This window comes from Mycoplasma anserisalpingitidis (assembly GCF_007858495.1).
Lineage (GTDB): Bacteria > Bacillota_I > Bacilli_A > Mycoplasmatales > Metamycoplasmataceae > Mycoplasmopsis > Mycoplasmopsis anserisalpingitidis_A.
Genome location: NZ_CP041663.1, coordinates 738,343 through 763,189, shown reverse-complemented (window position 1 = coordinate 763,189; position 24,847 = coordinate 738,343). Strand labels below are relative to the sequence as shown.

Here is a 24,847-nt window from a genome sequence, read left to right as displayed (position 1 = left end):
ATTAATTATCAATTTTTAAAAAGTTAACAGATCCAAAAATAGGAGACATTAAGAACACTTTTTCAAAACCACTTCAACCATAATTACAAATATAATAATCATCTGTGTTATTTAGTTTTATTTTTTCATTATATCCAATAACTTCCATAATTGCTAAATTATTTTTATTTACAAATATTTTTGTGTTAATACCAACTCCATACCAAGTTGTAATTTCTGATTCACTAAGTAAAGTATATAACAAAATGTTTTTCTTCATTTAACCACCTTAATATTGTTGATATATTTAAATTTTACCTTAATCTTTAACCTTTTAAGTGAAAACATTTCTACATAATAATCAAATAAAGATAATTGATAAATATTTCGTAATTTATGGAATTAAATGTGGAACAAAAAATCACACTATTGTGTGACTTATGTTCATGTATGACTAATATCCCATAGCTTCATCATATTCTTCAAGAGTTCCTCTGAATAAGAAACTTTTTTGTGGACTTTGTAATTCTAAAATTACATTAGCACATTGGTTAACGAATGCTCTGTTATAAGTGGTGAAAATTGCACCACCACGGTAACTTTGAACACCCTCAATAACTGAGTCAATACTTTCAGCATCTAGGTGATCAAGTGGTTGATCTAAAATAATAAAATTACTTTCAAGTAGCATCATTCTACTGAACATCAATCTTGCTTTTTCTCCTCCACTAGTAACTTTAACTTTTTTAAATACAGTATCATTAGAAAAAAGCATTCTTCCTAAGAAACCTCTCATTCTTGAGTCACTATTATCTTTAGTTTCTTGAGTTGAATTTTCTATAGGTCATTTACTAATTCATTCTAAAATTGTTTCATCATTTTCGAAGTACTTACTGTTTTCATTAGGGAAATAGCTATGTTTAATTGTTTGACCTCAACTTACTGTTCCAGAAGTTGGTTGCAACTCACCAACAAGAATTTGTAATAATCTTGTTTTTGCAATGTCGTCTTCACCAATAACAACCATCTTTTCACCTGGATTTAATGAGAACGAAACATTTTCAAAGAGGGTTTCTCCTTTTTCGTTAATGTATGTTAAATTTTCAACACTGAGAATTTGTTTTCCATGATCTCTATTCATATCTCATTTAATATATGGATATTTTCTATTTGAAGGTTTAATTTCATCTAAAGTAATTTTGTCAAGAAGTTTTTTTCTACTTGTAGCTTGTTTAGATTTAGATGCATTGGCACTAAAACGAGCTATAAATTCTTTAAGTTTTTCAATTTGAGCTTCTTTTTTAACATTAGATTGTTTTAACATCTCTCTAGCTAATTCACTACTTTGTTTTCAAAATGAATAGTTACCTGTATACATTTTAGCTTCATTATAGTCAATATCAACAATGTGTGTACAAATTGCATCAAGGAAATCGGAGTCATGAGATACAACAATAACAACATTAGGATAATCAATTAAAAAGTTTTCAAGTCATTTAATACTTTTAAGGTCAAGGTGGTTAGTTGGTTCGTCCATAATTAAAATATCAGGATTACCAAAAAGCGCTTTAGCTAATAAAACTTTAATTTTTTGGTTAGCTGTTAATTCCTTCATTTTTACATGTCATTTTTCAGACGGGATAGAAAGATTTGCAAGCAATTCTTGTGCATCATTTTCTGCAGTTCATCCTCCAAGCTCTCCGAATTTTTCTTCTAATTCACCTGCTAAAGTATAATCTTCCATTGTAGCTTCTGGATTGCTATAAATAGCATCCTTACGTTCTTTAATCTCATAAAGCTCATTATTTCCTGTAATAACAACTTCAGTAACATCCATTTCATCATAAGCATTATGATTTTGAGAAAGAACGGAAATTCTTCTGTTTTTTTCAATAATGATTTGTCCAGCACTTGCTTCAATTTCTCCTGATAAAATTTTTAAAAACGTACTTTTACCAGCTCCATTTGCCCCAATTATTCCATAGGTATTACCTTCTAAAAATTTAATATTTACATTTTCAAATAACTTCTTATCACTAAAAATTTTGGATAAATTTTGAACTTCTATCATAAAACCTCCATAGTTATTATTTATTATATTAAATTTAAAATTTATGTTCCACTTATTAGAGATGTTAATGTGGGACGTTTTCCACTATTATGTTTTTAAAAAGCTAAAATTTATCTAGAATTTTTTAATTTTTTTCACTTTTAAATATCACACAAAACTTTATTAAGTTTCTATTTTTATAACTGATTTTTTCCTTTTTAATTATGTTATGAAGAAGATTAGTAAATTAGTAATTTTAACAAGTAGTTTAAGTATTTTCTCATTAGCAGCTTCATGTAATTTCAGTGCTAACAATGAGAATGAAATGAAAAATGAAGAGGGCGAAAATAAAACGAAGGAGATAGTTGATACAACTATTAATTTAATTTTTAAGAATGTAGATAATGATGAAATAATCCTCAGCAAAAAAATTGAAAAAGGTGAGCTTAATAATAAAAATTTAGCTGATTATTTTAATGATTCATCTTTCGAATCTACAAACAAAATCGTTTTTAATGAAAACGAAATTACTTTATATTTTAAAAAGATTAACAAAGTAGATTTAGAAATTATCTTTAATAATGTTTCTTATAAGTTTAACATCCAGAATACATATGATAAAATCCAAAATACCTTGGAATCTTTCAAGATTGAACATAACATTGATTCAAGTTTTTTGGTATACAAAAGATCCGAAAACACTTATATTATTGAGAAAAAAGTTGATCAAAACACATATTTAACTTTAAGAGATTTTGAAACAAATAAAGATCTTTTTAGTATTAAATTATTTAAAAATGAATTAGACTTTAACGATATCTCTCAATTTATCCCACAAAACTGAGAATTAGCTTCTGAAGATTTTACTTTAGAATTAAATAAGGAAAACATAGTTAAAGTAAAGAAAAAAACTTATGTAGATTTGACAATAATTTATAATGATAAAAACTATTTAATTAATAAAGTTGAAAACAAAGAAGAAATAATCAAAGAAAAATTACATATTTTTATGCTTGAAAACAAAATAAGTACTAAAAATTTCGAAATAGTAAAAGAAAGCAATAATGTAATCAAAATTAATCCTATAACAAAAAGAACTTCACTAGTTTTTGTTGACGAAAAAAATCAAATAATTAAGATAATCGAAAAAGTTACATATGGTTTAGAAACTTTCGATTATAAAGTTTTTACTCCAGATAATTATGAATTAAAAGACGAAAATATAGAAATAATATTTGGTCAGGTAAATGAAATTAAAGTGTTAAAAATAAATGAATCTGAAAACAATGTTAATAAAACAGATGAAACAAATAATACTAATGAAACAGTTGATTCAGAAGATGATAAAGAAGAAGTCAACGAAATCTCATACATAGAAGAGCAATTTGATAAAGTATTAAATTTTGCTAAAAATTCACCAAATTTAGTTATTCAAGGAAAATTAACAAAAGAAGATTTCGAGTCAATAGTTCAAAGATATGACACAAACACAACAGAAACTTACAGAAAAATGATCTATAAGGACACTGGTACCTTTGGTTTTACTAAAACTATTGGGTCTATAAATAGTTTAAGTTTTAACTCAGAAATTTCTGAATTTATTGAGTTTAATCTAGGAAATAATGATGAAGATGACTATATAACATTTGCAAATGTTGATCAACTTGAAAAAAATGGTACCTACAAGGGGGGGTCATACTTTAATTTTGAAGTAGATAAAGAAAATAAAACACTTGAAATTATCGGTAAATTCACTTTAGTTAATGCAGGTCAAATAACCAAACAAAGTGATTTATTTAAATTTGTAATTCAAACAGAAAAAAGTGAAGAAAATGTCGAAGTAATTAATGAAGCAACTGATGAAAAGCAAAACGAAAGTATAGATGATAAGTTCAATAAAATACTAGAATTAATGAAAGAAAGTAATTTCAGTGTTTTTGATAAAAATTTAAGTGAAGAAGATTATCAACAATTACTTGGTAGATTTAAAAAGGGATCGACCGCGACATATAGAAGAATATATTATAAAGATACAGATGTCTTTGGATTTACAAAAACTATTGGTAATACTTCATCAATAAAATTCAATAATCAAATTAAAGATTTTATATCTAAAAATCTATTAAATGATCAAGGTGAATATATTGCCTTTTCTAATATTGACCAAATTGAAACAAAAGGTACATACCAAGGTGGAACATATTTTAACTTTGAAGTTAATGAGAATGAACAAACAATAAGTTTTACAGGTAAATTCTGTTTAATAAAAGAAAATCAAGTTGTTAAGACAAGCGAAGTAATTAATTTTACTTTCAAATTAAATTCTAAAACTTCAGATACAGGGATTGAGACTAATACAAATTTTGATGAAATAACAAATGAGTCTAAAACTTCCACAGAATCGCCAAAAGAAAAAAGTAATGCCAAATTTAGAATAGGTCACTGAAATGTTTTAAATTACGCAAATACTGAAGCTAATTACAAATCTAATGGAATTGCTACAGTTATAAATGATGCTAATATGGATATTGTTGGTTTAACTGAAATAAAATTAAATAAAGGTGATTCAATTAGTTTTATTGTAGATAAACTCAATGAAATTAATCCAAGTGCTGCTTATAAATTTTATGTTCAACCAGTTTCTGAAGCAACAGAAAATAGTCAGCCTACTCAATCTGAACAAATAGGTATTATTTATAAATCATCAATTTTTGAACCTACTAGATTTACAAATGGAAAAATTGGTGACTCATTTAACCCTGAGGTTGAAAATTATAGTGATCCAACTGAAAAACGCCATTATGTTAGAACTCCTTACGGAATGAAATTTACTAATAAAACTACAAATAAAAATATAACAGTCGTATTTAATCACCTTGACAGCCCGGGCGCTAAAACTAAAAGTGGTGAAGTTAATATAAGTAAGACAAAGGATGCAAAAGAATTGATAAAGGGTGAAGCACAAGGTAATTTTGAATTAACTGAAGCATATGGTTTAATTCATGTTATGAATTATTTTGACTCTATTGATGATGATTCTAGTTTACTTTTTGCCGGCGACACTAATATAAAACTAAACAATATGCAAGTTTTTAAACCTATGTTTGACAATGGTTATTTATCAGTTTATGGTGATACAGATGAAAAACACAAAACAAGTCTTGGAGTATCAAATTATTGATCACAACCATATGATAAAATCTTTATTAAAGAAGCTCAATCTACAAACTTTATAACTGAGCAAGAAAATCCCGAACTTGAATTTAAATATGATATTTATGCTGCAATAAATGCTAAAATAATTACTGAATTTAAAAACAACGAAGACACAATAATAAAAAAAGCTAGATCTATTTCAGATCACACCTTAACTTGAGTAGATTGAGAAAACTAAAATGTATAAAAACACAATACCTTATAAAACCGGATTCATGAACACTGAATCTGAGCATAAAATTTACTATGAAATCTCTGGTAACCAAAATGGAATTCCTGTAGTATTTTTACATGGAGGTCCAGGTGGTTCTTCTTCAGAAAAACATAGAGAATTTTTTGACCCAAAGTACTATAAAATAATAATTTTTGATCAAAGAGGATGTGGAAAGAGCACACCAAGTCGTTCATTGATAAATAATACAACAGACCATCTAGTTAATGATATTACTAACTTAACAAGAATGTTAAATGTAGAAAAATTCATTCTCTTCGGAGGTTCTTGAGGAAGTACATTGGCTTTAATTTATGCTATTAGACATCCTGAAAAAGTTTTATCACTAGTATTACGCGGAATATTCTTATGTAGAAAATCCGATATTGATTGACTTTATCAAAGTGGAGTTGAACAATTCTTCCCAGAATATTTTGAAGATTATATGAATCACCTTAATGAAAACGAAAGAAAAGATGCATTGTCTTCATATTACAAAAGAATGACTTCTACAGACAAAAATGTCGCTTTGCAAGCTGCAACAAAATTTGCAAACCTTGAATCAATTACTTCAACGATTAAAACTGTAAAACCTGATTCAGATGATAAGCACATTTTAGAAATAGCGACTTTGGAAGCACATTATTTTGTGCATGACTCATTTTTACCATCAGATAACTATATTTTAGAAAACATAAATAAGATAGAAGATATTCCATCATATATTGTTCATGGTAGATATGATATGGTTTGTCGTCCTTCTTCAGCATATGATTTACATAAAAAATTAAAAAATTCACAATTACATTATACCAATTTAGCTGGTCACTCACTTTTTGAAGGTGAAACAAGTCAAAAATTATTTGATATTATGGAAGAATTAAAGCACAAATTCTAATCTTTACACACTGTTAAATATAGTGTGTTTTTTTAAAATATAAAATGCAGATAAGACTGCATTCTAATTAAATTTTTGTTAATCCGACGATTTCATTATTTAATTTTTTAGGATATAAAATTACAACAACAGCTTCTGGTCCTGTATGAATAGCGACAACTGAAGGAATTGAACCGACAAAAATATTGCCTTTTATTTTATTTTTTGCAAATTCTATATACTCATTAATTTCTTCATTTTTTGAGTGTAATAAAATCAATTCACAATTTTCATTATAATTTTTAACTTTATCCTCAATTACATTAAAAACAGTTTTAGAGAAAACTCTTCCTTTGCCTTCTTTAAGCAATTGACCATCTGAGAAACTAATAATTGGGACTATTTTTAATAGTCTTGCTAATGTTGCAGCAGCAGGGGATAATCTTCCACCTTTGACTAAAAAATCGTTATATTTAGGCATCAATGAAATTGAATTATTATTAATACCAAATTGATTATAGGCTTCTTCGAAACTCATTCCATTTTTGATGTTTTGTTCAAAAGCAATTAAATCAAGAACTGTTGGTGCTGCAATATTTTTTGATTCAACAACTCTTAATTTAGGATAATCTGCTTCAAGTATTTTAATACTTTGATATTGTCCTGAGAGATACTTACTAATTGGATAAACCAAAATTTTGTCATAATCTCGATTTAATTTTTCAACTAACTCAACGACTTCTCCAAGTTTTGTTGATGAAGTTTTTGCCATTTTTGAATCAGCATTAAAAACATTAAATAATGTTTCATTGCTAATATTTATTCCATCATCATACAATTTATCATTGATTTCAATATGCAATGGAATAAAAAATCAACCCTTCTCTTCTGCTTGTTTTTTTGTTAATCCTGACGAAGAATCTACTACAATAGCTATTTTTTCCATAAAAGTATTATAATAAATTTTAAATTTAATTATAATAATTATATTATGGTTTTAGTACACAAATTAAGTGAAAATTTTAACAATAAAGCAATAATTACTTTTGACACTGAATTAAAGGTAGAAAAGTCATTTAATACACCTGATTTTTGTGTAAATTTAGACTCAAAAAATAGAGTTCATTCAGTTGTTTTAAAAGATGCAGAAAAATACATTCTAGACTATAAAATTAAACGTAATTTTTTTGGTTTAGATTTAGTTCATTTAACTAGTTTATTGCATATTTTAGATGAAAATAAACTTGAATATCGTGATTTTAAAAAGTTTGTAAAAGCAAAAATTTTAGACAAACAATCTCATCCAAAAAGCAACAAATTGTTTGTTATTGAAATTGAACATGGTGATGAAAAAACAAGAAAAATTGTAACTAATTCAACTGAAGTTCAAGTAGGTGATGAAATATTCTTTATAATGCCAGGTTCTATAATTTATGATGGCACAGAAATTGTTGATGGACAAGTTATGGGTATTGATAGTCCGGGAATGTTATTGAGTTATAAATCACTTGGTTTAGAAAATGAGTATGGAAGTGGTATCGTCACAGAAAAAAATTTAAAAATAGGAGAGGAATTTAAGTTTTAGTATGGATATATTAAAAGAATTAAAGGAACGTGGAATTTTAAAAAATATCTCAAGTGAAGAAAAGTTCAATTCACTTGAAAAAGGTTCTAAAGTTTATATTGGTTTTGACCCAACTGCTCAAAGTTTGCATTTAGGTAACTACATTCAAATAAAAACTCTTCAAAGATTTAAACAAGCTGGTTTCACACCAATTATGGTTGTCGGTGGTGCTACAGGAATGATTGGCGATCCTTCTGGTAGAAACACTGAAAGAAATTTATTAGACTCTCAAACCTTGGAAAACAATAAAGCAAAAATAAGAAAACAACTCTCTAAATTCGATATTGAGGTTGTTGATAATTATGATTTTTATAAAGACATGAATATCTTATACTTCTTAAGAGAAGTTGGAAAATTAATCAGTATTAACTATATGTTGTCTAAAGATGTGGTTTCTTCAAGACTAGAAAATGGTATTAGTTTTACAGAATTTTCATATCAATTAATTCAAGGATGAGACTTTTATCAACTTTATAAGTTACATAACACTAAAATTCAAGTAGGTGGATCTGATCAATGAGGTAATATAACAACTGGATTAGAAATCATTAGTAAAAAATGTGAAAATCCGGACGCTGTTGGAATTACACTTAATTTATTAACAGATGAAAATGGTAATAAATTTGGTAAATCAACTGGTGGTGGTAGTTTATGACTTGATAAGAAAATGAACTCTCCATATAATTTATATCAATTCTTATTTAACCAACCAGATTCACAAATTGAAAAATTACTTCTTTGATTAACTTCTTTAGAAATCAGCAAGATCAAAGATATTGTTAAAAAACATTTTGAAAATCCAGTGTTACAAAATGCTCAAAGAATTTTAGCTTTTGAAGTAGTTAAAGATATTCATGGTTATGATGAAGCGCAAAAATCATATAATTTATCTCAATTCATTTTTAACCCCAAATTTGACATAACTTCATTAAGCTTGAATGAATTTGAAAATATGATTGATCATTTTAAAGTATTAAAAGTTAAAAATAATACTAGTCTAATTGAAGAATTAATGAAAAATGAAGTGTTCAAATCTAAAAGAGAAGTTAGAGAATTTATTCAAAACAAATCATTAAAATTAAACTTTAACTATGTTGATGAAGACAGCAAGATTTCATCAGAATTATTTGATGGTAAATATGCAATTATTAATAAAGGTAAGAAACAAATCTTTATATTGGAAATTATTTAATAATATAATTTAGTTAGAAAGGAGAATATATGGATAGAAAACCTCTTGAAGATACAAGTGATATTAGAATAGTTGAAAATAATAGTATAAACAATCAAGTTTTATCTACATCGTACCTTAAAAAAGATCCAGAAGGTGTATTAAATTCACGAACTTACAGAATAATTACAAGAGAAAAGAAATTTAAATTTTTTTCAATGTCATTCTGATTAATTATTTTATTAACATCTATTTTAGTGATTACTTTTTTATCATTATCTCAACAAAACATCATTCAACAAAATTTTGTTACTAGTTATACTGGTTACTACGTTTTATTTGGGATAACTTTAATTTTCTCTCTTTTCTATACTACAAAAGCTATAATAGAATTTATGGGTTGAAAATCCGCTGTAGCTCGTATGCGGGAAAGCTATGCTAATGGCGACTCATCAGCTAAAGTATTGTTTCACACAACTTATAGAAACATAAGTATTCGTTCAGTTAGAATTTTATGAGCTGTAATATTTATTGAAGTTTTTTATGGTTTATTTATTTTAATAACTTTCTTGTTGTATAACTATTTTGTCTTGAAAAATAACAATCTTATTTTAGACATAAATATGCTAAACATTACTGTCGAGTGGAATATTAGAAATATGTTAAATAACTGATATAACAATAATATTGAACTATTTCTAATTCTCAGTTTAATATTTTTAGGTTTAGTTCTTGCCATCTACTTTATTTTCTTTACTTTTGATAAAAAAAGACTATTGGAGATTTCAGGTTTACTTGGAGATGACTATTCCCAAATAACAAGTTCAGTTATGGAAGCTAAATCAAAAGAACATAAATTATGAATAAAAGTATTTATAGTATCATTCTTTTTAATATATTTATTGCCATTTTTAATTATATTAATATTGGTTTGAAGAAAAGTTATAAGAAGAAAGGCTTAGTTTATTAAATGAAGTTATTAGTTATTACATTAGATGGATTTAATGATGTCGAATTAACTGGTGTTTTATCTTGTTTGTCGCGAAGCAAGAAAGCAACTTTTACTTACTATAATCCAGATAAAAATCATGTATTAAGTCAATATGGAACCTATGAAATTAATGCTCAAACTAAAGTTGATTTCAATGAATTTGATGCTATTTTCGTTCCTGGTGGTCCGGCAGCCAAATCTTTAAGAACGAACCAAAGAGCTTTGGATGTCATTAGAGAATTTAAAAATCAAGATAAAGATATCTATGCAATCTGTGATGGGCCAAATGCATTATATGATACAGGCATTATTGATCCAGAGATTTCATATAGTTCATTCCCTATGTTTAGTGATCCTATTGAATTGAAAGAAAAAACAGGTAAAAACAGAAATGAAAATCTTGTTACAAACTCAAACAATCATTTAATCACGGGTCGCTGTGCTGCAGCTGCAATTGACTTAGGATTAGAGATAATTAGACACAATTTTGGTGAAGAACTATTCAAGCAAGTCTCATTTGGTATGAAAACAAAATAGTAGCACTCTATATAACGGTCTGCTATTTTTTTATTTAATTATCTTCTGAAATTAAAAAAAATAATATAATAATAAAGCATACATAATGCAAAAAGTTTAAAAAATAACTTAAAAATGTATAGAATAACAAGTTTTTAAGTTTACTAAAGAAAGGATATTAAATATGGATTTTGACTTTTTAAAAATTGCACAAAATAGATATACAACTAAGATGTACGATCCAAGTAAAAAAATTTCTGAAGAAGATATTAAAAAAATCAAGGAAATTTTAAGACTTTCGCCATCTTCAATTAATGGACAACCTTGAAAATTCACAATTATTTCTAATCAGGATCTTAAAGAAAAATTATCGACAGTTTCGATGAATAATGCAGAACGTGTTAAAAACGCAAGTCATCTAATAGTTTTAAGCAGGGTAGATGATTTGTCAATCTATGAAAATCATATGCATGCAAACTTGCATCCAGGTGTGGTTCCTTACTACGAAAATGTGATTAAAACTTCAGATGATGCTGCAAAAGCATGATATAAAAATCAAGTTTACCTTGCTATGGGATTTATATTAGCTGCTTTAGGAACAATGAATATTGATTCTACACCAATGGAAGGAATTGATGCAAAACAATACAAGGAAATTCTTAAACTTGATGGATATATGCCTGTTTTAGGTTTGGCGATGGGTTATAGAGATAAAAATGACTTTAATCAAATATCCAAAACGCCAAAACAAAGATTGGAAGAATCTAAAGTAATTGAGGAAATTAAATAAAATTAAAAATACAAATTCTTATAAAGGAGTCTGTATTTTTTAATTTAAAACTAACTAAATTAGCATCCTCTTATTGAGATTGTTTTCATATTATATGCTTGTTTTCTAGATACAAAAGCATTTTAAAAAAATGACTAGTATAATTTAAATGTATAGAATTAAAGCTTAACTTGGAGGTTTTTTATTATGGCAAAAATGAAAGCTTTTGTGGTTCGCTCACCTAAAAATTGGGCGGTGGAAGAAGTAGAAATTCCAAAACCAAAATACAAAGAAGTATTAATTAAAATGGAAACATCAGGAATCTGTCATACAGATTTACATGCTGCTAATTTCGATTGATTAGTAGAACCTAAATACCCATTAATTCCTGGACATGAAGGAATTGGTATCGTTACAGAATTAGGTGAAGGATGTACACACTTAAAAGTTGGTGATCGTGTATGTTTAGCTTGATTACACGATGCATGTGGTGCATGTGAATTTTGTTTACAAGGTGAAGAAACATTATGTCCTAACCAAAATATGTCAGCATATACTAAAGACGGTTCATATGGTGAATATGCTATCGGACATGAAGATTACGTTGCAATCGTTCCTAAAGAATTAGATTTAATTACTGGAGCACCTATTGTTTGTGCTGGGGTAACAACATATAAAGCAATCAAAAGAGCTAAAGCTCGTCCAGGATACTGAATGGCAGTTATCGGAGTTGGAGGATTAGGTCAATTAGCAATTCAATATGCTAAAGCAATGGGATACCGTCCAATTGGAATTGATCTTAGTGATGAAAAATGCGAATTAGCACTTAAATCAGGTGCTGAATATGCATTCAACTCAAGAAAAGATCCAGATTGAATTAAGAAATTAATTGAAGTGACAGGTGGTGGAGCACATGCTGTAATTAATACATCAGTTGCTACACAAGCTGCTGAACAAGGTATGGAAATGTTACGTCGTGGTGGACGTCAAGTTCTTGTTGGGTTACCTTCTAAAGATGCTTCAGGTCAAGACAATGTTAAAGTTTCTGTATTCTGAACAGTGTTATTCCAAAGAGAATTGGTTGGATCAATTGTGGGTACAAGACTTGATTTAAAAGAAGCTTTACAATATGCAGCTGAAGGTAAGGTTAAATCTGAAGTTACTAAAGTTGTAAAACTTGACGAAGTTGCTGACATCTTTGATAAATTACAAAAAGGTGAATTCATCGGTCGTGCTGTAATTGACTATAGAAAATAAATAATGCAAAAAAATCATGCTTAGTGCATGATTTTTTGTTTAAGATTAATATATTTGTTAACTTTTTCTTTTTTATTTTTCTTAAAACTTAATACAAGTGTATATTCACCTTTAATCGCTTCTCTTTTATTTAGTATATCAATAATTTCTATTGAATTACCTCTAAAAAACTCTTCATGCATTTTAGTTAACTCTTTAGCTAAAAATAATTTTTCTTCTCCATTAAACACTTGATTTATGTCTTTTAACGTGTCGATTAATTTATGAGGCGAAACATAAAAAATATAAGTTCCGAATTCTAACGACTTTAGTTGATTTATTCTTTGCTGTGACTTATCTTTAATAAAGCCTTTAAAAGTAAAATTATTATCTAAGTTAGACATAACAAAAGTTGTAACTGCAGCATTAACTCCAGGAATAATTTCAACATTAATATTATGTTGGTAACATTTCTTAATTAATTCAAAACCAGGGTCGGACATAACAGGCATTCCTGCATCAGAAACTAAAGCAATATTTAAACCTTCTTCGTATTGCTTCAATAAATAGTTTGATGTTGTTTCTTCATTAAAATTATTATAAGTAACTAATTTTTTATTAGTTATATCATATCTGTCTAAAAGTTTTTTTGTTACTCTAACATCTTCACAAGCAATAATATCAACTTCTTTTAAAATTCTTAATGCTCTTAATGTTATATCTTCCATATTTCCAATAGGAGTACCTACTATATAAATTTTATTTGTCATATAGCTCCATTAATTCAACTAGCATTTTTTCTTTTTGAATATCAAAATTTAAAGCACTTGTTAATTTATCTATAAATTCGCTTCCAACAACTATGAATTTTGATAACTTAATACCTTTCGTTCTCATTTTATTACTTAAACTCATAGTTTTAGCATAAAGTGGATCAGAGGATTTAGCAATATTAGTGTTTGCAACAGCTGAAATAAAGAAAATTAGAATTTTTATGACAAAAATATTTTTTTCAATTTCTTTTTTTGTGAGCAAACCAGAGAGATAAACATAGAGAGTTGATGGATTATCTAAAGAATTTAATAAGTTTTCATAAATTTCTTCAATTAGTTGATATCAATCATCACTAATGTATTTTTTAGCAACATCATAGTCATTAAAAATATTTGAATAAATTACGGCGACTCATTTAACAACATCAATATCTCTTAACGTCTCTAATAAATTATTTCTCGAATCACTTTTCACATTAATAATTTGTGACCTAGATCTAATAGTTTCAATGACAAAATAAAATTTATTTGTAGATAAAATTATTTTTGTTTTATTATTTGGATCTTCAATCCTTTTTAATACTGCATTTATAGCATTGACACTAGCACATTCAATATTTTTAATTACTAGTATCTTTTCTTGGTTTTTAACAGCAGAAGTATAATTTAATTTGTCAAATGCATCAATTAAATCATCCTTTGAGATATTATTATTTTCATTTTGTTCTATAACAAAGATATTATTATATCTTTCAGAAATATTATTTAGTGATTTTATGCTAGAGTTATTTAATTGGTTTAGTAAATAAATAATGACTTTATCATTATCATATCCTCTTTGGGAATTAATTAGAAAACAATGAGATATCCTTTTAGAGCTAAAAATATTATCAATTATTTTTTTTGTTTGTTTATTTAGCATTTACAAAATCCATAAATTTGTCATTACTTAATAATTTTTTGATCATTTGATTGAATACTTCTTGAACAGATTTAGTCGCATCAACAACAACAAATCTTTTGGGGTCGCGTTCAATCAAAAATTGATATCCGTGATAAATTTTTTTGTGAAATTCATCAGACTCATCTTCCATACGATCGTCGAATAAACGATTTGCAAGACGTCTTTTTTTAGACTCTTCAGGATTAATATCAAAAAACACTGTAATATCTGGATAAGTTTTTTCAATAATTAGTTCGGTAATTTCTTCAACATATTGAATTCCTAAATTTCTACCAAAACCTTGATAAGCATAAAAACTATCAATGTAGCGGTCACATAAGACTAACTTATTTTTTTCTAATGCTGGTCAAATTACTTTTTCTAAGTGAATTCTACGACTAGCTGAGTATAGTAATGCTTCAGATTTAGGACTAAGTTCAGATTCTTTGCTTAAAATTAGCTGTCTTATTTTTTCAGCCATTTTAATATCTTTCCCACCCGGTTCTCTAGTTAAAATGTAATGAATATTAGAATAATTTTCTTTAATATATTCAACCAACATATTAATTAAAGTTGTTTTACCAGACCCATCTAAACCTTCAAACGTTATGAACATAATTAGTTAATCCTCCGATATTATTTAGTTCTATTTCTGATTGATTGTTCTAAAGTTATTGTATCAATGTAATCAACACTAGCGCCCACTGGTAAACCAATCGCCAATTGAGAAACTTTTATATTATTTTCTTTTAAATATTTCTTCAAAATTTGACTAGTTAATTCTCCACCTAAAGTAGGACTTATTCCAATGATAACTTCCTCAAAATCTTTAGCATAAAAAATTAATTTTTCAATCAATTCATTTGATTCATCTAAAGATTTTTCATCGGAAATTACTTTATTAAAAATAAAGTATTTACCATCATAAATATTCGCTTTTTCCATCTTATTTATAACTTTAGAATTTTCAACGATAAATAAAACATTACTTCTTGAGTTATCAGTACATATTAAACATCTTTGTTCTTCAGTTTGATAACCACATAGCGAACAATACTTAATTTTTCTTTTAAGTTCCATAAAAGCATTTGAAACGTCAAGCACATGCTTTTCATCAGTTTCGATAATTCAATTCACTATTTTTTCAGCTTGTTTAGTTGTTAAATTATCAATCTTTTTTATTTTTTCTATTGCTTCTTCAATAGCTTTAATTTTGCTATTCATTTTTGTTAATTAAAATGGCAATCCATTAGGCATAGCAGGAGCTAATTCTTCTTCTGCTTCTTCAATTTCATCAATTAATTCGTTTCAAGCAACAACAATTAAGTCCTCTATCAAATCTTTATCATCGGGATCTATCAACATTTCATCAATAGAAATTGAAACAAGTTTTTTATTTCCTGAAGCAACAATTTTAACACCTTGTTTTTCAATAGTGAATTCTTTTTTATTAAATTCTTTTTGTTTCTTTTCCAATTCTGTTTGCATTTTTCTTAATCTTTTTAACATTTCTGGATTCATAGTTTACCTCTTTTCTTTGATTACTTTAATTCCAGTACCAAAAATACCAGTTACATTTTTTTCGGCATAATCATTATCGTGAAGTTCGTCTCCATCTAATGGTTCAACCGTTTTTGACTTATAAAAATTAATTTCTTCGTTACTCAAACTACGATATTGAGCTAATAAATTGTCTCATTCAGGTCTTAAGGCTACAAAAATTCTTAAATTTTTACCAAAAAATTTTCTTATAAAACTTTGGAATCATTTTCCGTGTTTTTCCCTCTCCAACATCTTAAGCGTATAGGGATCATTTGTAACAAGGTAAATGTGTTTATCATCTCCTGAACCTATTTTTGTATTTAAGAATAAATTAATTTGTTCTGTGAAATCTCTATATTCACTTTTTAGTTCGTCAATCTTCTTTTGTCTACGTCTATAATCTTCAACATACTCACGCGATCCCTTCGCGAAACTAACAAAGGTTGATATCTTTCTATCATCTTGATCATTAAGTTTTTTAATATCATGATTTGTTTTTCTTATTTTACTTATATCTAAAATTAAAGTTTTGTCATCATGGTGATTCGTATCTAAAATTTCGTTGTATAGTGAAATTTCTTGAGTTGTAATCAATTTATCATTTTGAGACTCGTTTTCTTGAATAACTCTATTTTGAATTTCATTAAGATCTGCTTCATTTTCGTTGTATTCATAGAATAACTGGGTTGTCTTACTCATTTCTGTAGTTAAAGTCGATTCTAAATCATCAACATTTCTGCTTAAAATGTCATTTAAGCTATTTGCTTGCTCATTAATGTTTTTTTGAGATTCAATAAAGTTTTCAAGAGAAAAGTCATCAGAGCTTCCGAACTCATCTTCAAAATCTGTTTCAGTGTATTGTTCTTCAACTTCCTGTTTTCTCATTTCTTCAATTTTTGATTCAATTTTATCCTTCATTGAATGACTTTCAAATTTTAATCCTTTTTCAAATGTTGTAGCATCATCATTATTAAAGTCAAAGTTTTCATGATTATACTTTAATTCCTTAATTTTTTCATTTTGGCGTTGTATAGCTTGATTAATCATTTCTTCGACTCTTGACAAAATTTCAACATCATAGGTTCCACCCATGTTTGAAACAACAGTTTCTTTATTTAATCTTTGTCTTATACCACAAGTTTGAAGCACAAAAATTTCACAAACTTGGAAGGGAACTTCTGAGTTTTTGATTTTAGGCATCCACTCATTGATTTGATCCAAAAATTCAAAGGCAAAAATTTCTTGTAATTTTAATAATTCAACTTCATCAATAGAAAGTATTTCTAAGGTCGATTCATCCCTAGTTCTTCTAAAAATTATTCAGTCTTTAACAACACTAAAAAGTGTATCAATTAGAGAATTGGCTTCCATACCAGAATCTCTAAGTGAATTGAAAATATCAATAGAAGTCGTTATATTACCTCTAGAAATAGAATTTAAAAGTTGTATTGCATTTTTATTGGAAATTAAACCAAACGAAACTAAAACATCTTTTTGTTTAATATCACCATTACTATATGCAGCGACTTGGTCAAACAAGGACAAAGCATCCCTTAAACCACCATTAGCTAAACGAGAAATTAATTTCAGAGCTTGTTCCTCGAAACTTATACCTTCTTGATTTGCAACATAACAAAGTTGAGTAAAAATTTCATTTTGTGAAATTCTTTTGAAATTGAATCTTTGAGCACGCGAAAGAATCGTTGCAGGAATTTTTTGAGGATCAGTTGTTGCTAGAATAAAAATAACATGTTTTGGAGGTTCTTCTAAAGTTTTAAGAAGTGCATTGAAAGCACTCTTAGAAAGCATATGAACCTCATCAATAATATAAACTTTGTATCTTCCTTGAACAGGTAATAATTCAATCTTATTTTTTAGATCTCTAATTTCATCTACACCGTTATTTGAGGCTGCATCCATTTCGATGATATCTAAAGAATTATTTATATTTTTAAGGCAAATGCTACAAATTTTAGTAATATCCTCATCGTGCATACAATTCAACACATTAGCAAAAATTTTAGCAATTGATGTTTTACCGGTTCCTCTTGGACCACTAAAAATGTAAGCATGTGTTATTTTTCTGCTTAAAACAATATTTTTTAAAGTTTTAACAATGTGATCTTGTCCTTTAACTTCATCAAAATTTACAGGTCTATACTTTCTATATAACGATTTATAGCTCACGTTTTCTCCTTGTTATTTTAATATTATAAATAATAAAATATTTAAAATTTTAATAAAGACAAAATAAATAAAATATATAAAAATTTTTTTCATATTTTCTAAAAAGTGAATAAAAAAGCACATAGTGCTAATTAACTATTTTGACTTCTTTCGAAGAATTCCTTAAAGGTAAATGTTTTTTGAATTTTAAATAATTTAATTCCGTTATCTAAATTTACTTTAACATTAGCAAGCACTATATGTAAAATGGTTGCTAATGTTACAAAAATAAAACCTAAAATAAACTCTGCTATAAAAATAAATGGTCATTTTGTTATTGGGGGTAATAATTTTGAAAAATTATTAATTTGATCTATTCCTGTATAAAAATAATTACTCTTTCATTGCAATGGAGCAAAATGTCCCGTTAGTGCATTTATAACGAAGAAAAGTGTGCAAAGTGAACCAAAGAAGATTATTGTTTTAACAAAATCTTTTACTTTGTATTTGAATGGATATAAAATCATCAATGTAGATGAAACAATAGCCAAATAACTGTGAATTAGAATGTAGTCTCAATAATGATAATTATCTATGAACAAGGCAAAACTATATGTTTGTCCTTTGATATATTCTTTACCAAATACTGCACCATTAAAATCTGCTTGATACTTATTTGCAAAATCCGGAAGTGACATTGCTAAAATAGAACCAAAAATCGCAAAGAAAGCGATGTATTTAAAATACTTTATTTTATTAAAAAGTAAAATTAAACCAATAAATAAACAAATTAAACGACAAAAATGTAATGGTAAAATTTCTCAACTTTTAGGAAAGTGATAAATAATCAGAACGCTTGTTCTAAAAATCATAAAGATTATTGTGAATGAACCAGCTAATCTGATTAGTAAATTTCTTCTTCTAACATTAATACTACTACGGTTATAATAGATTCTTATTTTATCTCTAAACAATCACAATAAAATCATTGTAAGAAATATTAAAGCGGTAAAAATATAGAAAATTATTTTACTAATCCCACCAAAAGTATCACCTGTCAATTTAAAACCAGTTCAAGAAAAAAAACTGTTTTGTAAGTATCAATATTCTTTTTCTAGCATAAATAAAAAGAAAGCATTAATTTATAAAATTAATGCTAGTTTGCTGCAGCTTCTCTTTCTGCTCTTCTTTTAGCTCTTGCTGCTTCTTTAGCTAATTTGTGTGATCTCTTGATAGCACGCGCTTTGTTTCTTTCTCTAATTTCTTTACGCATATTGCCTCCTATTTTAGTGTATTTATATAGGAAATTTTACTATAAAATATATAAAATAAAAATATTTAATATAGTTTATAATTATAGAGAAAGTCGATAAGAATTAAGGAGAGAAATGGCAAAGCAAACAAGTCCTGAAATTAGCTACAAAATCATTAAAAATATTGCTGTTTTATCAGAATCAAGTAGTGGTTGAAAAAAAGAAATTAATTTAGTTGAATGAAATGGCAATAAAGCTAAGTATGATATCAGAGACTGAAACTCTGACCGTTCAAAAATGGGAAAAGGTATAACTTTATCTGATGAAGAGGTTAAATCTTTGGTTAAAGTTTTGGAAAAAATAAAATAGTTAAGAGTATGTCAATATATCAGAAGTTATGCTTCTGATTTTATTTTGAATTTTTAATAACATATAACTAAAATGGTATTTTTACTCGAGTAGAACTTTTGTGTACTATATATATGAATTTTCTTTTATAATTTAAATATGTTTAATTTTTTAGAAGATAGAATGCAAAAAGCATTGCAAAAAATGTCAAAAAAGACAACAATCAACGAAGATGATTTGAAAGAAATTACTAGAGATATAAAAATGTCGCTTCTTGAAGCTGACGTTAACTTGAAAATCGTTAAAGAGTTTGTTAACAATGTTAAAGAAAAAACAATCGAATCAAATTTAATTGGTAAACTTAATCCGTCTCAACAAATGATTAAAATAGTTCATGAAGAATTGGTTAGAATTCTTGGTGGTGAAGTTGTAGAACCTCAAGTAAATAAAAAACCATACATTATTATGATGGTTGGACTTCAAGGTAGTGGTAAAACTACGGCTACAGCAAAAATTTCTTACTTTTTCAGAAAGAAGAAATTCGTAGAAAACCCTCTTTTAATAGCCGCTGATATTTATCGTCCTGCTGCGGTTGATCAATTGGTAACTTTGGCTAAATCAATTCAAATGGATTTTTATGAAGAAGGAATTAAAAATAATCCTGTAGATATTGTTAAAAATGGTTTAATAAAAGCAAGAGAAAGTAAAAATGATTTAATTATTATTGACACCGCCGGACGTCTTTCAATTGATGAAAACTTAATGAATGAACTATTTGAAATTAAGAAAGTCGCTAGTCCTGATGAAATCTTTTTTGTTGCCGATTCAATGTCTGGACAAGATATTATTAATGTAGCTCAAACTTTCCATGAAAAATTAAAACTTACCGGTACAATCATCACTAAATTAGATTCTGATGCTAGAGGTGGAGCTGCTTTAAGTATTAGACAACTTCTTAATTTGCCAATTCGCTTCATTGGTACAGGTGAAAAAGTTGCTAACTTAGATTTATTCTACCCAAATAGAATGGCAGATAGAATCTTAGGTATGGGTGATGTTATGTCACTTATTGAAAAAGCTAGCGATGTTATCGACGAGAAAAAAGCAGCAAAAATGGTTAATAAAATGTTTTCTGGTAACTTTACTTTAGATGATCTTTTAGACCAATTAAATCAAATGAAAAAACTAGGTAAATTCTCTAAATTATTAAAAATGTTACCTGGTAATTTAAGTAGCAAAATTAACGAAGAAGAATTGGACAAAGCTGAAGAAAAAATGAGAATTTATGAAATTTTAATCAACTCAATGACTAAACAAGAAAGAAAAAACCCTAAACTTCTTAAATTAGCTTCTCGTAAAGAGAGGGTTATTAAAGGAAGCGGAAGAACAGCTCAAGAATTTAACAGATTAATGAACGAATATGATATGATGGTTAAAAAAATGAGCGAACTTGGCAAAACGATCGGCAGAGGTGGAAATCCTTTTGGCGGATTATTCTAGTAAGGAATTGATATGGAAATAACTCAAGAATTATTAAAAAAATTTAATAGTAAATATTCTAAATCTAAATCAAACAAAATTATTGAAAACACAATTGTAAAAAATGGAATTGATGCTTCAACAATCAACCATGACACGATTAAAAAACATAATTTCGTTTTTAACGTAGAAACAGAAAAAGGCGAAATAACGAATCAAAAAAATAGTGGTAGATGTTGGATTTTTGCTTCTTTAAATATGGCTAGAATAATAGTGATGAAGAAGTTTAATATTGAAAATATTGAACTATCTCAAAACTATTTGGCTTTTTATGATAAATTAGAAAAGGCCAATACATTTCTTGAAAACATCGAATTAACTAAAAATTTAGATATTTCAAATCATTTAGTACAACAGTTTTTATCTTCACCAGCTCCTGACGGTGGATATTGAGAATACTTTCAAAGTTTAGTTACAAAATACGGTGTTGTTCCAAAAGAAGCTATGCCAGAAACTTTTCAATCTGAAAGAACTTTTGAATTAAACGATCATCTTTTCTTAAGATTAAGAAAATATGCCAAATTAATTAGAGAAACCAATTCAAAAGAAGAAATAGAGCAACTCAAAGAAACTTGTCTTAATGAAGTTTATGACATTCTTTGTAAATGTTTAGGTATCCCTCCTAAAAAATTCAATTTTGAATACAAAGACAAGGATAAAAAATATAAAAAAATAAATAACATCACACCTAATGAATTCTTTGAAAAATATATAGGTAAAGAATTTACAGATAAAGTTGATATTATTCATGATCCTAGAAACATTTATAAACATGGTAGTGCTTTTGTTTTAAAATATGCTTATAGTGTATTAAATAAAAATGAAGTTAAAATGATAAATGTACCTTTACAAGAATTAAAAAATGCAACAATAAATTCATTAAAAGATGGTAACCCTGTTTGATTTGGTTGTGATGTCGGAAAATATTCAAATTCTAAACTAGGAATAATGGATACAGATTTATTCAACTACAATGATATTTTTTCAGACACTTCAGATTTCACCAAGGCTGATAGACTTCAATATCGCGAAAGCGGATTATCTCATGCTATGTCATTTGTTGGAATGAATTTAGATAAAAAGAATAATGTTACAAACTGAATGGTTGAAAACTCATGAGGAAGCGATTCAGGTAAAAAAGGAATATTCTCCATGTCTGACAAATGATTCGACGAATTCAATTACTCAGTTATTGTTGATAAAAAATATGTTGATGAATTATATTTAAAAACTGCTGAAAAAGAAATTATTGAAATTGAGCCATGAGATGTTTTGTGTAAATTCAACTAGAAGAACTTTATTAAGTTCTTTTTTATTTTATTTAAGTAAATATAGTTTTCAAGTTTAATATAAAAAGAACTATTTTTAATAAAAAAATATAGCTTTATTAACTTTTTTCAAAAATTACATAGGAATTTGGGTCAAATTCATAGTAAAAAATATAAATAACAAAATAAGTATTTTTCAATACTTCAAATGTATAGAAATTCAAGAAATTATGCTACTAAGTGGGAAAGTTAATATAAAAGTTGACATACGTCAACTTATAGTTAAAAAGTTTTCATTAAGTCGTCAATATCTTCTCTTGTTATTTCATTATTTTCTTTATATTTATCAATTCTTTTTAAGTTAGTATTAATGTTTTCTTCAAAAACTGTTATTTTATCAGTTATATTAAAGAATGACTGTACAGAAATCAAAAGAGTAACAACAACAGAAATAAACGCTATGCTAACAAAATAAATCATAGTTTGGTGTGGATACTCATTAAATCTTATTGAATATAAGTTCAATATAATGATTATTGAAGAAATAACTAAAGTAAGAACGCTTAGAAAAACAAAACAATATTTAGTAACCAAATATTTTCTTAAAACCGATTTATATTTTTCATGATTACTTAATAATTCAGAACGTTTTTTTAATTTTGCTTTTCTCATTCTTTGATTTCCTCTCTTTCAAATTTTTCCTTATTAGAAAGATAAAATATTCTTTTATATAAAATATAATCTCTATCAACTTGTTTTTTATTTCCATAATAAAATTTCTTTTCATTATAAATCATCATTTCCATATTTAACTTATTTAATAATGATTTTTTTTCAATGAATTTAGTATTTACTAAGAAAAACGAAATGATACCCGAAAATAAACTAAGTATGGCATTAACAATTGTTGTAGTTAACACATAATTAGAATCTTGATTTAATCAGCTATTATAAGGATTTACTGTATCTCCATAATATTTAGAAGCTCCCGCAAGATAAATTATAGCTATTGTACCAACAATAAAAGTTGTAATAATTGTAATTGAATTTAGTAGGTAGTAAAATAAACCATAAATTAAAATTTGTTTTTTGGTTTGCGAAATCGTTCTTTTAGATTCTTTTAAAGCGTCAAACATTATTTATTTCCTTTCTTTAATTGTTGTTTAACAACATCTGCTACAATTATTTTTCTTTTTTGATTTGCGCTTCTTCATAAAATATCAATAAATTCATTTAATTCCTCATCAGAAATTAAACCTGATGAATGTTTCACATATAAATCTTTAATTGTCGTTAAGTACTTTTTATATTCGTTTGTTCTGGCATTGTACTTGTAAATTTCTATTATAATGGTTAAAATAAAACCAAAAATAATCATAATAGCTAAACAAAGAATCAAGACTAAAGATGTTTTTTGATATCACTGAGATGAATTTTCTAATTTAATAATATTCAATATTTTAACTAAAGCTATAAAAGCCAAAACAACCGCAGTAATATTAAGTATAGCTATACTTAAACTTATAAATTTATCAACCAATTTATATCTTTTTAACTTTTTTTGATCTTTGTCAATCTTTTCACTTATTACATTCAAAATATTTTGCATATCTATATTTTATTAAATTTTTTATAAATAAAAATTGTAGTATAATTTTAATGCATATTGTTCGGAATGCAGTATGCAGCAAATTTTCGCTTAAATTATTCCAATTAACCATTGTTTATTGTTCATAATACAAAAAACATTATTTATATATTTTTTTCTTTAGTATAAAAACTTTTTATTCAATTCAAAATTATTTATATATTTCATGTCTATTATTTATAATTATTGTGTATAGCATAGTAAATCCATAGTTTACTCTCATATATATTTATTAAATAATAATGGAAAGCGACCGAGGTTGCTTTTCTTTTTTTATTTTCTGATGTATTAAGAAACATTGTGCTTTTTCAAAAGTATTTTTTATTCTTAATTTAAAAAGAAAACTATAGTTTTCTATAGTTCTCTATAATGATTTAATTTCTTCAACTAATTGCTCATATGGTCTGTAGCCTAAAAAGTCTTTAACTCTTTCACCATTTTTGTAAACAAATGTAGCAGGAATTGATTGTACACCCATATCTAGTGCATAGTCTTTGTCTTTATCAATATCAACTCTGTAAATTTCAATTCCATCTTTTTCACTTAGTTCAATTAAAGAATTTTTATACATTCTGCATGGAGCGCATCATGTTGCGTGGAAAACCAATAATTTTGTTCCACTTTTTAATCCATCACCTAATTCTTGTTTAGTTGTTTCTTTCAACATAGTTACCTCTCTATTTTAATAAAAAGTTATTTTTTTACAATAAAAATTGCTTAAAATCTA

At 26.7% G+C, this 24,847-nt stretch carries 25 protein-coding genes; 11 read left to right on the top strand and 14 right to left on the bottom strand.

The features are described 5' to 3' along the window. Window position 1: 1 nt before the first annotated feature. Together FOY43_RS03185 and FOY43_RS03180 are read right to left on the bottom strand one after the other, a co-directional pair. A complete protein-coding gene (locus FOY43_RS03185) occupies window positions 2–259 on the bottom strand; it encodes a hypothetical protein (RefSeq protein WP_146309094.1) in 258 nt (85 codons plus the stop codon). 174 nt (window positions 260–433) lie between these two features. After that, the gene (locus tag FOY43_RS03180) at window positions 434–2,050 is read right to left on the bottom strand and encodes an ABC-F family ATP-binding cassette domain-containing protein (protein ID WP_146309093.1); all 1,617 of its coding nucleotides are present in this window, start codon (window positions 2,048–2,050) and stop codon (window positions 434–436) included. 208 nt (window positions 2,051–2,258) lie between these two features. On the opposite strand from FOY43_RS03180, the gene FOY43_RS03175 reads away from it, so the two are divergent. Then, complete coding sequence (locus FOY43_RS03175) at window positions 2,259–5,423, top strand: MnuA family membrane nuclease (RefSeq protein WP_146309092.1); 3,165 nt, start codon at window positions 2,259–2,261, stop codon at window positions 5,421–5,423. Between the two features lies 1 nt (window position 5,424). Further along, window positions 5,425–6,354, top strand: coding sequence for a prolyl aminopeptidase (gene pip, locus FOY43_RS03170; protein WP_146309091.1), 930 nt, complete (start codon window positions 5,425–5,427; stop codon window positions 6,352–6,354). A 67-nt stretch (window positions 6,355–6,421) separates the two neighbouring features. Here pip and FOY43_RS03165 read toward each other — a convergent pair whose 3' ends face one another. Next, window positions 6,422–7,279, bottom strand: coding sequence for a DegV family protein (locus tag FOY43_RS03165; RefSeq protein ID WP_146309090.1), 858 nt, complete (start codon window positions 7,277–7,279; stop codon window positions 6,422–6,424). 45 nt (window positions 7,280–7,324) lie between these two features. On the opposite strand from FOY43_RS03165, the gene tapR reads away from it, so the two are divergent. The 6 genes from tapR to adhP all read left to right on the top strand — a co-directional run bounded on the left by tapR (window position 7,325) and on the right by adhP (window position 12,661). Continuing rightward, window positions 7,325–7,918 carry a TyrS-associated PheT N-terminal domain-related protein TapR gene (gene tapR / locus FOY43_RS03160; protein ID WP_146309089.1) on the top strand — a complete coding sequence of 198 codons (594 nt, stop codon included), beginning with the start codon at window positions 7,325–7,327 and terminating at the stop codon, window positions 7,916–7,918. 1 nt (window position 7,919) lies between these two features. Then, window positions 7,920–9,149 carry a tyrosine--tRNA ligase gene (gene tyrS / locus FOY43_RS03155; RefSeq protein WP_146309088.1) on the top strand — a complete coding sequence of 410 codons (1,230 nt, stop codon included), beginning with the start codon at window positions 7,920–7,922 and terminating at the stop codon, window positions 9,147–9,149. 29 nt (window positions 9,150–9,178) lie between these two features. Continuing rightward, window positions 9,179–10,090: an MSC_0882 family membrane protein gene (locus tag FOY43_RS03150; RefSeq protein ID WP_146309087.1), complete on the top strand. Its 912-nt coding sequence runs from the start codon at window positions 9,179–9,181 to the stop codon at window positions 10,088–10,090. Between the two features lie 8 nt (window positions 10,091–10,098). Next, complete coding sequence (locus tag FOY43_RS03145; RefSeq protein ID WP_146309086.1) at window positions 10,099–10,656, top strand: DJ-1/PfpI family protein; 558 nt, start codon at window positions 10,099–10,101, stop codon at window positions 10,654–10,656. Between the two features lie 163 nt (window positions 10,657–10,819). Next, window positions 10,820–11,425, top strand: coding sequence for an NAD(P)H-dependent oxidoreductase (locus FOY43_RS03140; RefSeq protein WP_146309085.1), 606 nt, complete (start codon window positions 10,820–10,822; stop codon window positions 11,423–11,425). Between the two features lie 186 nt (window positions 11,426–11,611). Continuing rightward, window positions 11,612–12,661: an alcohol dehydrogenase AdhP gene (adhP, locus tag FOY43_RS03135; protein WP_319000234.1), complete on the top strand. Its 1,050-nt coding sequence runs from the start codon at window positions 11,612–11,614 to the stop codon at window positions 12,659–12,661. A 20-nt stretch (window positions 12,662–12,681) separates the two neighbouring features. Here adhP and rsmI read toward each other — a convergent pair whose 3' ends face one another. From rsmI to FOY43_RS03100, 7 genes are all read right to left on the bottom strand, one after another. Continuing rightward, window positions 12,682–13,410 carry a 16S rRNA (cytidine(1402)-2'-O)-methyltransferase gene (gene rsmI, locus FOY43_RS03130; protein WP_146309084.1) on the bottom strand — a complete coding sequence of 243 codons (729 nt, stop codon included), beginning with the start codon at window positions 13,408–13,410 and terminating at the stop codon, window positions 12,682–12,684. Next, on the bottom strand, window positions 13,400–14,335 hold the full coding sequence (locus tag FOY43_RS03125) for a hypothetical protein (RefSeq protein ID WP_146309083.1): 936 nt from the start codon (window positions 14,333–14,335) through the stop codon (window positions 13,400–13,402). Before FOY43_RS03125 ends, rsmI begins: the two co-directional genes overlap by 11 nt. Continuing rightward, window positions 14,325–14,972 carry a dTMP kinase gene (gene tmk / locus FOY43_RS03120; RefSeq protein ID WP_146309082.1) on the bottom strand — a complete coding sequence of 216 codons (648 nt, stop codon included), beginning with the start codon at window positions 14,970–14,972 and terminating at the stop codon, window positions 14,325–14,327. The genes FOY43_RS03125 and tmk overlap by 11 nt, the downstream gene beginning before the upstream one ends. A gap of 20 nt (window positions 14,973–14,992) precedes the next feature. After that, on the bottom strand, window positions 14,993–15,580 hold the full coding sequence (locus FOY43_RS03115; RefSeq protein WP_146309081.1) for a toprim domain-containing protein: 588 nt from the start codon (window positions 15,578–15,580) through the stop codon (window positions 14,993–14,995). Window positions 15,581–15,589: 9 nt separating this feature from the next. Beyond that, on the bottom strand, window positions 15,590–15,877 hold the full coding sequence (locus tag FOY43_RS03110; RefSeq protein WP_146309080.1) for a YbaB/EbfC family nucleoid-associated protein: 288 nt from the start codon (window positions 15,875–15,877) through the stop codon (window positions 15,590–15,592). Window positions 15,878–15,880: 3 nt separating this feature from the next. Then, entirely contained in the window at window positions 15,881–18,085 is a 2,205-nt protein-coding gene (gene dnaX, locus FOY43_RS03105) for a DNA polymerase III subunit gamma/tau (protein WP_146309079.1), read from the bottom strand. A 131-nt stretch (window positions 18,086–18,216) separates the two neighbouring features. Further along, window positions 18,217–19,185 (bottom strand): YwaF family protein, encoded by a 969-nt coding sequence (locus FOY43_RS03100; RefSeq protein ID WP_146309078.1) that lies wholly within the window; start codon window positions 19,183–19,185, stop codon window positions 18,217–18,219. Between the two features lie 267 nt (window positions 19,186–19,452). Between FOY43_RS03100 and FOY43_RS03095 the strand changes: the two genes are divergently transcribed. The 3 genes from FOY43_RS03095 to FOY43_RS03085 all read left to right on the top strand — a co-directional run bounded on the left by FOY43_RS03095 (window position 19,453) and on the right by FOY43_RS03085 (window position 22,494). Next, window positions 19,453–19,686, top strand: coding sequence for a YdbC family protein (locus FOY43_RS03095; protein ID WP_146309077.1), 234 nt, complete (start codon window positions 19,453–19,455; stop codon window positions 19,684–19,686). Between the two features lie 138 nt (window positions 19,687–19,824). After that, a complete protein-coding gene (gene ffh / locus FOY43_RS03090; protein WP_146309076.1) occupies window positions 19,825–21,165 on the top strand; it encodes a signal recognition particle protein in 1,341 nt (446 codons plus the stop codon). Window positions 21,166–21,177: 12 nt separating this feature from the next. Then, complete coding sequence (locus FOY43_RS03085; protein WP_146309075.1) at window positions 21,178–22,494, top strand: aminopeptidase C; 1,317 nt, start codon at window positions 21,178–21,180, stop codon at window positions 22,492–22,494. A 260-nt stretch (window positions 22,495–22,754) separates the two neighbouring features. Here the strand turns inward: FOY43_RS03085 and FOY43_RS03080 are convergent, their stop codons facing one another. The 4 genes from FOY43_RS03080 to FOY43_RS03065 all read right to left on the bottom strand — a co-directional run bounded on the left by FOY43_RS03080 (window position 22,755) and on the right by FOY43_RS03065 (window position 24,787). Next, window positions 22,755–23,144, bottom strand: coding sequence for a hypothetical protein (locus FOY43_RS03080; protein ID WP_146309074.1), 390 nt, complete (start codon window positions 23,142–23,144; stop codon window positions 22,755–22,757). After that, on the bottom strand, window positions 23,126–23,608 hold the full coding sequence (locus FOY43_RS03075; protein ID WP_146309073.1) for a DUF4231 domain-containing protein: 483 nt from the start codon (window positions 23,606–23,608) through the stop codon (window positions 23,126–23,128). The genes FOY43_RS03080 and FOY43_RS03075 overlap by 19 nt, the downstream gene beginning before the upstream one ends. Next, window positions 23,608–24,081, bottom strand: coding sequence for a hypothetical protein (locus FOY43_RS03070; RefSeq protein WP_146309072.1), 474 nt, complete (start codon window positions 24,079–24,081; stop codon window positions 23,608–23,610). The genes FOY43_RS03075 and FOY43_RS03070 overlap by 1 nt, the downstream gene beginning before the upstream one ends. 403 nt (window positions 24,082–24,484) lie before the next feature. Then, the gene (locus FOY43_RS03065; RefSeq protein ID WP_146309071.1) at window positions 24,485–24,787 is read right to left on the bottom strand and encodes a thioredoxin family protein; all 303 of its coding nucleotides are present in this window, start codon (window positions 24,785–24,787) and stop codon (window positions 24,485–24,487) included. Between the last annotated feature and the right edge of the window lie 60 nt (window positions 24,788–24,847).